We start from the raw sequence: 10,319 nt of genomic DNA, 5'->3' as shown, positions 1-10,319 counted from the left end.
ATCGAAACCTTTTACTGCGGCTTGAAGCGCTTCAATCGCTGTTGTCACTTCTGCTTGTGTTGTTGCTTTCTCTACAATACCTTGTGCTGCTTCAATCGCTGCTTTTAATGCATCTACTGCTGCTTGTGGATATTGTCCTGGCTGATCACCAACGACTGCTTTATCTACTTTGACCTGAGCTGCTGCAATCGCTCCTTTTAGTTCTGTTACAGTTACGCCATTGACGAATCTGGCATCCGCCCAGTCCACATGCGTATTATACCTAGCTTCAGGATTTGCAGGATTATCATGCCATTCAGCAACAAGCTTAATCTGCTTGGCTCCTGTGATATCAAGATCAATAAATTCACAGTTGTCATCTCGCATCTTGACAGGGCTTGTATAGATTAGCTCATCATCTTTAAATATTTTAAAGATTGCTTCTCCACCCATTTTAGGAGCTTTCTTGTCAATTCCTGCATAGGATTGGAATCTTGTATATCCACGTCCATCTACATGGTATACAACCTCTGAATTTGTATCCGATGATAGTCCTTTCGTAAAGGTCTTCACTCCAGCTGCCGTGTTCAAGTCAAGGTTGGAACCACCATACTGTGGCTCATCCTTAAGTACTGCATTATAATCACTATGTGCGGATACCCATTCCAGATCACTTGCATAGTCAAAATTCTTAGGCTCTGGTTCTGTATAATCCTGTCCATATAATATCAATTCCGCCATACCTATTCTGAACCCGCCGCCAGCAATGATGTCCTTGATCGTTACGCGAACATAGTTGATGTTGTCATACGGCTTAGCAAATGTCTCTGGTGTGAAATGCTGTCCACCTACATAACGATTATCGAGTGCCTTTTGCCATGTGTGGCCATCCGTAGAAACTTCTAAATCATACGTGTACCAGTTACTGTCCTTCTCCCAGAAAATACGGCTTCCAATAACCGATTGCGGTTTATTGAATTTGACGGTAACGGACTGCGGAAGCGTTAATTCCTTGACTAACCAGCCTGTTCCTATCGTCGTTACGCCATCTCTAAGTTTACCCGTACCCCTGTCTGCTTCACTTTCCGAAGATGACGTGATAGATTCAATTTTCGCATCTGTAATTCTGTCACCGGGTTCTTCATTTTCTAAAGGTATGATCTTAAACTCATATAAAGATGCCCAATCTCCATTGGTTATACGATCAACAATGGTTAATCTTACATATCTCCCTTTGGTTTCTACGAGCTTTGTTTCTTCATGTCCATTCGGTGTGGTGTTTAATGTATTATCAACAACCTTTTTCCAGTTATCTCCATCTTCTGATACTTCAATATTGTACTTATAAACATTTGTACTTCTCTCCCACATCACCTGAAAACCAGCTATTGCGCTGCTTTTTTGTAAATCAACCTGAATCCACTGCGGTAAGGATGCTCCATTGGCACACCATCTTGTACCTTCGTCATCATCTACTACATTTTTTGCAAAGTTACCTGATTGTTCAGAAGAACTTGTAACAGGTTTACCAATTGCAATATTTTTATAGGTCTGTTCTGTGGTTTCTAGTTTGTCAACTCCACCAACCCATGGTGTATGCTGTCCGTCAGGGACAAACTGCCCTTTATAGGGTACTGTACTTACAGTTTTGGATCTCGCATTTAATCCTTCTGCTGTAGCATGAATATTAATATTTCCACTGACGTCTGCAGTTCTTACAAATGCGAAACCTATACCGCCTTCAACGCTCTGTTCTTCGACACCTATTCGTTCAATATTTTTGCCGACGAGTTCACCTTCACCTGTTACAGCAATTTTAATCTTACCCTCGTAGTTGGGTACTACCGTTCCATTTGCATCAACGACTTTGAAGTATACAGGGATTACATCTGAACCATCTGCAACGGGCATGATTCCTCTGTCACGTACTTCAATTTCTATTCCAGCAGCTTGACCTGGTGTTCTAACCGTATGCGTTTTCACAACTTTCCCATCTAAAATCGCTTCTGCTCTAAGCTCTCCAGCCGCAAACTTATCTAATGTAAATGTAAAGATGGGGCTGCCACCTTTTTTAGCGATGTTCGGAACAGATTTCAGAGCTTCTTCCCTTGTCATTTCACGTACCAATACATCATTCTGATATAGCTTCACACTGTCGCAGTTACTGAATACGTTAATATTTAGGCTTGAGGTTGGAGAATATGTGCTAGCTATGAACACCATTGGACCATAAACAGGATTTCTAGCCGATTGCATGGACTGTAACCAGTAGTAATCATATTTTTCATATCTGTCGATATCGACTGTTCCACTTCCCAATGTCTTCGTTGTTGATCCGCGCGCGTAGTCATTCCAGCTCCATAAGAAGTAACCACCTATTCTGTCATTCGCATCGAGGCCACCCCAGTCCGAGTAACCATCTCCATTTAAATATCTCTGACGCGTCAAAATCTGAGTCATCATCGCGTCTTCGCCTTCTTTTCTCAGCGCCTTGCTGGATTCTTCAAAATCACCCCATTCGCGAGTAAAAAATGGCTTGTTGGGATCAAAATCAGTCCATTTGCTTGAGTCAGCATCCCAATTCGTATCGACGACTTTGTAGTTCACATCATAGAAAGATCCCTGAAGTCCATGGTCAGCCGCTGTATACATCTGGTTGCCAGGATATTCTGCATGAGCAATCGCAGTAACCTCTTTTGCCCATGCTGCTGAATAGCCCGTCTCATTTAGTGAAGTTTCCCATAGGATTACGGATGGTCTGTTTCTGTCACGTCTGATCATTTCCCGTGTATCTCTTAATGTTAGATCATAGAACTTTTGAGTTCTCGTGAAGTTCTGCCAGCCGGGCTGACATTCAATAACTAATAATCCTAATTCATCAGCTGCATCTAAAAAGGCCGGATCATTGGGATAATGAGTCGCTCGAACCGCATTAAAGCCATTTCCCTTGATTTGCATAGCATCACGATACTGCATCGAGTTAGGAGCTGCATCTCCGATATTCTGATAAGCCTGATGACGATTGGCTCCACGTAAATATAATCTTTCCCCATTGATATAGAGACCATCTGCCTTGTACTCTATTGTTCTAATCCCTATCTTTGTCGTTACAGAATCTACTAGAGTTGACCCATTATATACTTCACTGACTAAAGAATACAGATAAGGTGTATCTGGATGCCATAGATTTGGACTGCCTATCGTCAATCCCTGATTAAACTGATGATCTCCATCTGTTGGTATACTTACAGCAACAGCTTCACCCTGAGCAACGATATTTCCTTCCTTGTCCACAATCTTGCTTACAACCTTCGTATCTGCTGAAGTATTATTCTTGTTTACGACATGGGTTTTCACATTCACCTTAGCAGAAGTTTTACTTACTTCAGGATAAGTCACAAAAACTCCACCGCTAGCTGTTTTATCAGCCTGTAATGCATCTGAAATATGTAAATCATTTGTAATTCTCATAGTTACATCTCTGTAAATACCACCGAAGTAATGGAAATCGAGATTAGCAACTGGCTTTCCTGGCGGTGTATCTGGACTATCATAGCTAGATACCTTTACGGCTAGAACATTGGTTTCACCTAACTTAACTTTATCTGTAATATCTACAGAAAATCCGATATAACCACCATTACGGGAATAAATTTTTTCTCCATTTAAATAGATCTCACTGTCGGTCATGACACCTTCAAAGTCAATATTGATTGTATTTCCTCTGTACATCTCGTCAACCGTAAAATAACGTCTGTACCAACCTATTCCTTGATATACGGCTCGCCCACCATTCGCATGTTTCTTCTCCAGTCTCATGGTGTGTGGAATGGTTATATTGGTAAATGCCTGATCATCAAAGTCAATAGCCTCTGAACCAGCTAAATCACCTCTGTAGAATCCCCAGTCGCTATTTAAATTCAATACGGTTCTACCATTTGTATTCTGAATAGTACGATCGCTCTCTGCATAAACAGCTGTACTTGAGAATTCCATTCCTAATATCAATGAGAAAATTAATAGCCATAAAGTTGTTCTCTTCATAAGACACCTCTTTAAAATATAATATAAACTAAAGGAGTATAGATGCTGTAGCAGCCTCTGGCTATCTAATTAGGCTCTTATATGATTTCACCTCCAAATTAGGGTAGAACTATCACCGTGGGGTAGGAGTACTGCGTATTTTCTCAATAAACTGAATATGTGGAGTTAGCAAAATTTGAAAATTATCGGGGGTCATTCGGTAGGTAAATAAACCGTATTATTTATCTTTCCATCCTATCCACCCGCTACTTATATGTTAATGACGATAATTTCGATTTCATGATAAATTTTCCGATTAGTATTGTGTCAAGAAAAAACGGATACCATCTTTTTAGACGGTATCCGTTTTCGAAATCATGATATAGTTTTAGGTTACTTAGAAACCGTTTTCATAAACTGATTTGGACTCACGCCAGTCACCTTCTTAAAAACCCGGCTAAAGTGCTCAGTACTAGCATATCCTGTACGCTCTGCAATCTCATATATCTTTAGATAAGGCTCCTTCTTCATACTTTCCATTGCCTTTTCCATGCGTACTTTTGTTACAAATTCTTTAAAAGTCTCACCTACCGCCTTGGAGAACAATGTACTGAAATGACTTTCACTTAAATGCACGATTTCGCTTACTTTCCGAAGTGTAATATCTTCATCATAATGCTCCATAATAAAAGCTTGGGCAACGGCTACAACCCGATTCATTTGCCCCGCCTTCTTATCCATCTCTTGAAGAAGCTGCTGAACCAAGCTTGAAATCCTGGCTTGCAAGTGAGCGGCGGAGTCAATCTGCCAAGCCATTCGATATACGTCCTCGATCTTATTCATTTCCTGGTTATTTACGAAACCGTTATCATACATGAACTTCACTAATATCATTAAGAGTTCCATATATCGGGTACGTAGTACCTCATTTCCCATGGAGGCAGAACGCTTTATCAGTGTGAACATTTTGTCTAGTTCTTGCAGCACCGATTGCTCTTTCCCCTCCTTCAATGCATCCAGCAAGGCTTTCTCTTTCCCGATCAAGGTCTCTCCCGACTGCTTCAAGAAATGTCTAGCATCCTCAGGATAAATGATTCGATGCTTATTAATAACGAAGCGCAAATCAGCATTTTTTCGAGCTTGAAGATAATACGCCGGGATTTGCTTTACCTCTTCACACAGCTCACTTACGCCTATCGTGACCCCAATATTGATGTATTCCTTCAGTACAAATATGATTTGATTCATGATCTGCGAAATACGCTGTCGCACATGCATTAAACTACTCGTTTGAAACGATAAGACCACCACGTACTCATACGGATTACAACTAATAACTTCACCTGTTCCTACCTCTGTTAGCACTTGATCAATAGACTTTACAACGGAACTTACAAACTCCCCAATGGACGATCCATACCGATCCTGTACCTCAGCAAAGCCCTCTACTCGAATCATGGAAACTGTAATGCTGTTCCATTCCAACCTCATGTTTAAATCCTCCAGAATAGAAGGTTCCGACTGAGGACTCACGCCAATTTCAAGCCATTCCCGGATGGTTTGCTGTTTCAATCGTACCTGTTCGCCATTACGGATTTCTCTCGATTGTCTTGACATGGTCTGTTCAACTTCAAAGTCGTGCTTGATCCGATTCAAGAGATTCAGTACAACATTCGGATCCATCTCCGATTTAAGAATATAGTCATTGACTCCCCTCTTAAATGCCTTCCTTACAAATTCAAAATCATCATACGCACTTAAAATGACAACATGTGGAGAAGTCCCAATAAACTGATTAAGCTCATCAATAAGCTCTAAACCATCCATCACAGGCATCTTCAAATCCGTAATCACAATGTCAATCTCTCGATTTTCCTTGATATACTGAAGGGCTTGATAACCATTACTCGCTTCATAAACAATCCGAAATCCGTTCGATTCCCAGTCAATCAGCGTAGATAATGCCAATCTCATAATAGTCTCGTCTTCTACGATCATTACATTCATCTCTCGGCTCGTCCTTTCCATGAATAATCATGTTCATATCAACGGAAGCAGAATAGTAACGATGGTACCTCTATCTAACTTGCTATCAATTTCCACACCGTACGGATGACCATAATTAAGCTCAATTCGCTGTAACACATTATGTACACCTATCCCGCTAAAATTCCCACGCTGATATTTCTCCCCCTGATTTAGCAATTCACTAATTTGTTCGTCTGTCATTCCTTTACCATAATCCGTGATGGAAAAGCATACTCCAAGCTCATGCCGAATCGCCTTTACCTCAATAAGTTCGTTCATATTTTGTTGATCCAGTCCATGAAAAATGGCATTTTCAAGAATCGGTTGAAGCAGCATTTTGGGCATGCTGTAATTCAAAAGCGTATCATCAATATGAAACTGGATATTCAGCTTGCCTCCATAACGAACCTGCATAATATGAACGTATGACTCTAGTACTTTGATCTCCTGACCGATCGGGGCTAGCGAGTTTGGTTCACGAAATACATGAGTCAGAAGGGCAGATAGACTCTCAATAATTTTACGAATATTGTCTGTTTTTGCGATCATCGCCATGAGTCGAACGGAATTCAATGTATTCGATAAGAAGTGTGGATTAATTTGTGACTGCAAAGCTTCGATTTCAGCCTGACTACGCGCTCGTTCCTTCAAATCCCGTTCTTGCATAAGATCCCTGATCTGAGAAACCATGCGATTAAAGGAATGGCCCAACCGCTTAATCTCGCCTCTTCCGTCTGCCTTGACCTCCATCAGAAAATCACCTCTCTCCACCTTTTTCATCGCTCGAATGAGATTCTGCAGCGGCCTAAGCAGGTCTTGGAAAAACCAAAGTAGGAAAAATATAAAAAAAGCGAAAATACCAAACATAAAAGTGAGGGATATCTTTAAGAATTGATCTGCATCCCTCGTAACCATGCTCTCATCTAAAATATTGACAATACTCCAATCTGTCTTCTCGAACGAATACAGCTTAAGAAGCTTATTCTCTCCATTTATCTTAATAAAGGAGTAATCATCATCATCATCATTATCATGAGATGGCTTCTGTAGCATCTTGGACAGTTCCATCATGATTCCAGGATCTATCGTATCATGATTGTTCTGATTCACAATTCGATTACCGTTTCGATCAATAATGAATTGTTTAATTTTAGGATTAGAATGAATGAACTCTGGAAGAGAGGCATGAGTCGTCAAATAAACCATCTCAACCTCTGATTCCAAAGATTGATCCGGATGAAGCAAAAAGGTAAACATATCCTGTTTATCTGAAGTAATACCGTTCAGGCTATCAACAATGACTGTTGTTCCATTGCTGCTCCTCAGCGTCTCTTGATACCATGGCAGATTGCGAATTGAAGAATCGGAAATCGTAGGAGGGTTCTTGAAATAATAATAGCCTCCATCCTTAAAAGTAAAAATAACACTGACGATCTCATTGCTATAATTCGAGATAATATTTAAGTATGCATCGATCTCACGCGATATTCGAATTTTTTCTACTGAAGTTGAGCTTCTACTCCACGCTGAGACTGCATCTAATATCATGTGGTCATTCACAATAGCGATTGTAGCAATTGTAAGTGAGGCTCGTTTCAGCTCAGAGTTCATATTGTTAGATGCTAGATCCAATTGCTGAACAACTTGATCAACTGACCTTTGAATTAATGATGTTGAATAATATTTATAAAATATTGTGATAAATAAGATAAATGGAACAATGATAATCAACACAAAGGTTCCGATAAAATGCTTAGTAATCCCTTTATCTCTATGTCTGAACATGGATACCCTCCATAATGTATATGTCACTTATTATCGGGTCCGGTTATGACAAAGAAGACCACCTTCAATAGCTTACTAGAGCAAGCGATCTACTTTGTTAAAAGACTCCTATTCCATCAAGGTAACTTATCATTCCATTATCTACCACATGACATAACTTAACTACAGTTTACAGATTGAAAAAGATATTTTTAATGATATTTCTTGTTATTACATGATATTTTTTCTGTATTAACTCTAATTCCCCTTCCCAATCCGTACCCAGTATAAAAACAGGATATTCTTCTTAACACAGTCATAGGAGACATCCCTAGTGTAGAAAAAATCTACTTGAGCGATGTCTCCAGTAGGGAAGCTCTTGGATCATCCTATCCAATTCAAGCCGTATAAGGATCCACACTCATCGTTTTGGGCAAATTCAAATCTTATAAAATACTAGCAAATAAAATATGTTATTTTCATTATAGGTCAGGATAAAGACCTCATCTAGTATAATTTCGTGACCTCATTGTCCTATGTTTACTTCAGCGACGATGGCACAAAAAAACGCAAGCGGTCAGATGAAAAATTCAGAATTTTTTCTCAAGAATGCAGCAAAAACACCTGCCATTATAAATTATAGCAGGTGTCTATTTTTTCTATTTTTCAAAAATATATTATCTCGTCAACCACCCATCAATGCTCTAATTCTCAGCACCCTTCAGCCATTTCAGCTTGAACATATAGATGGGCAGATATGCCGCTAATATCATGGGGATGATTAGCTTGACTGGGAAGATCATCATCAAAATAAGCACAACAGCGATTGGCTTTTTGAGTACGGCACTGGTAAGTGCAGTCGTTATAATGCTAATGGATGTTACAGGATCGATGGGAAATAACATTGCAACTCCATATCCTATACTAACCCCTGCGAAAATAATAGGAAAAATATGTCCCCCACGCCAGCCCGTAGATAAACAAAATTCGGTCAAGAATAACTTTACAATACCTAATAACAATAATAAAAAAATGGACATCTGGGTCCAATCAGCTGCTAATTCTGTAAGCTCATGCTCCCCAGAAAATAAGGTCAGAGGAAGAACTGTTCCTATTAATCCAAGTACTAATCCACCAATAGCAGCTTTGACGATTTTATAATTATCAAGCGGTTTGAGTACCTTATGAAAAAAAGATCCAAAAAACTCGTATAATTTGGCCAGCAATACCCCGATAAGGATAAGCGGGATGATCGCCATGATTTCTTTTACACCGATGGATGCCGGACCAAAATCAGCTATAGTAAATTTTCTGTTATCGATTTTGGATAAAAATACAAATACACCAAAACCTGCAGCCGTCGTTATGGAATACACGAGTGTCTTGATCAGTTTTATAAATTTTGGATCTTTCCGATCTTCAAAGAATGTAGTCACTCCATATAGCGGTGATCTAAAAATCATGCCAATTGTAGTCTCAACACTGTACTCGATAATGATATCTTCGTATTCGTTGACAACAGGTTTTTTCTTAACTCTAGACTTCAAAGCATCTCCTGCCCATGTAGAAAGACCTCCTACAATGCCAACTAAAGCCGCCTCAGGACCAAGACTAGCTCCAAAAGAAAGAACACAAAGCGCAGTGATCGCGCTCTTAATTCCTGAACTATAATCAATTCTTTTGGTTTCCTTAAATTCTCCTAATACAGCCTCCATATTACGAGGATAATCACCAAAGTACTTCTGACATAATCCTACCAAGATCCCTCCGACTAAACACACGATGATGGTCCAATATTGAACATCAATCACACTCGGTAAAGAATCCCATAAAAAATGAGTCGTTAACGAAGTAACCGCTAAAAAGCTCCATGTCAGAAGCCCTGCAACTCCTCCGATGATGATGCTATATAAAACAAAACGACTTAATCCTAAAAATTTCCTCATCTTGTACTTATCCTCCTTCCGTCAAAACTCAACCTTGATTGCTGGATTTATTGGTTTTGAATTGAATAAGAACTTGAGTATACCATAAAATTACTGATCATCATCATGCATGGCGCACCAAAATGGCTCTCCCGGTGATACTAACGGAGCATCCCAAGTCGTCAACTGCACATGCCCGTCAGGTCTTTGATATCTTCCCCCTTCGTTTACAGCATGCATATTGCGGTTACCATTCTTCATGACGAACAGCGGAGATACCCATTGCCCCATCTTCCCAAGCTCCCAACGGTTTGGATTATCTACAACCAAGTTGATCGACATCCAACCCGCTTCCGGTAATCTGAAAGCTTGTTTGTCCTTCCACAGCAGGGTGACATCCATCAGGTCGCATGATGTCCAATTGAGAAAGTGTTAAACAGCCAATTAAATATTTCGTCCCCATTTCGTCCCCAACGCATTTTTTTCCAATCAACTTAATAACAATTGAAGTAACGATAAAAGCCAACTATAAGGGTATTTCTGACGTTTAAGTTGGCTTTTATCCACTTCATTTATCAATTCAGTATTTGATTCCAAAAT

The 10,319-nt window shown here is 39.8% G+C and carries 5 protein-coding genes; all 5 read right to left on the bottom strand.

Translation table 11 applies throughout. The features are described from left to right. Positions 1-4,023, bottom strand: a 4,023-nt coding sequence (locus tag PAENI_RS15865) for a discoidin domain-containing protein (RefSeq protein ID WP_149645937.1), incomplete at its 3' end; no start/stop codon positions are given. A 372-nt stretch (positions 4,024-4,395) separates the two neighbouring features. After that, a complete protein-coding gene (locus PAENI_RS15860; protein ID WP_188114587.1) occupies positions 4,396-6,009 on the bottom strand; it encodes a response regulator in 1,614 nt (537 codons plus the stop codon). A 33-nt stretch (positions 6,010-6,042) separates the two neighbouring features. Further along, positions 6,043-7,815 (bottom strand): cache domain-containing sensor histidine kinase, encoded by a 1,773-nt coding sequence (locus PAENI_RS15855; protein WP_149645935.1) that lies wholly within the window; start codon positions 7,813-7,815, stop codon positions 6,043-6,045. A 683-nt stretch (positions 7,816-8,498) separates the two neighbouring features. Further along, complete coding sequence (locus tag PAENI_RS15850; RefSeq protein ID WP_149645934.1) at positions 8,499-9,740, bottom strand: chloride channel protein; 1,242 nt, start codon at positions 9,738-9,740, stop codon at positions 8,499-8,501. A gap of 90 nt (positions 9,741-9,830) precedes the next feature. Beyond that, positions 9,831-10,061: a hypothetical protein gene (locus tag PAENI_RS15845; RefSeq protein ID WP_149645933.1), complete on the bottom strand. Its 231-nt coding sequence runs from the start codon at positions 10,059-10,061 to the stop codon at positions 9,831-9,833. Positions 10,062-10,319 lie beyond the last annotated feature (258 nt).

Origin of the sequence: Paenibacillus sp. B2(2019) (assembly GCF_008370385.1) — a bacterium.
Taxonomy (GTDB): Bacteria; Bacillota; Bacilli; order Paenibacillales; family Paenibacillaceae; genus Paenibacillus_AQ.
Note: the sequence above shows the minus strand (reverse complement) of the source record. Positions and strands in the feature narration are given on the sequence as shown.

Bases quoted from the DNA above. Each gene is read 5' to 3' on its own strand.
- PAENI_RS15860 (WP_188114587.1), bottom strand. From the start codon at position 6,009: ATGAATGTAATGATCGTAGAAGACGAGACTATTATGAGATTGGCATTA.
- PAENI_RS15855 (WP_149645935.1), bottom strand. From the start codon at position 7,815: ATGTTCAGACATAGAGATAAAGGGATTACTAAGCATTTTATCGGAACC.
- PAENI_RS15850 (WP_149645934.1), bottom strand. From the start codon at position 9,740: ATGAGGAAATTTTTAGGATTAAGTCGTTTTGTTTTATATAGCATCATC.
- PAENI_RS15845 (WP_149645933.1), bottom strand. From the start codon at position 10,061: ATGTCGATCAACTTGGTTGTAGATAATCCAAACCGTTGGGAGCTTGGG.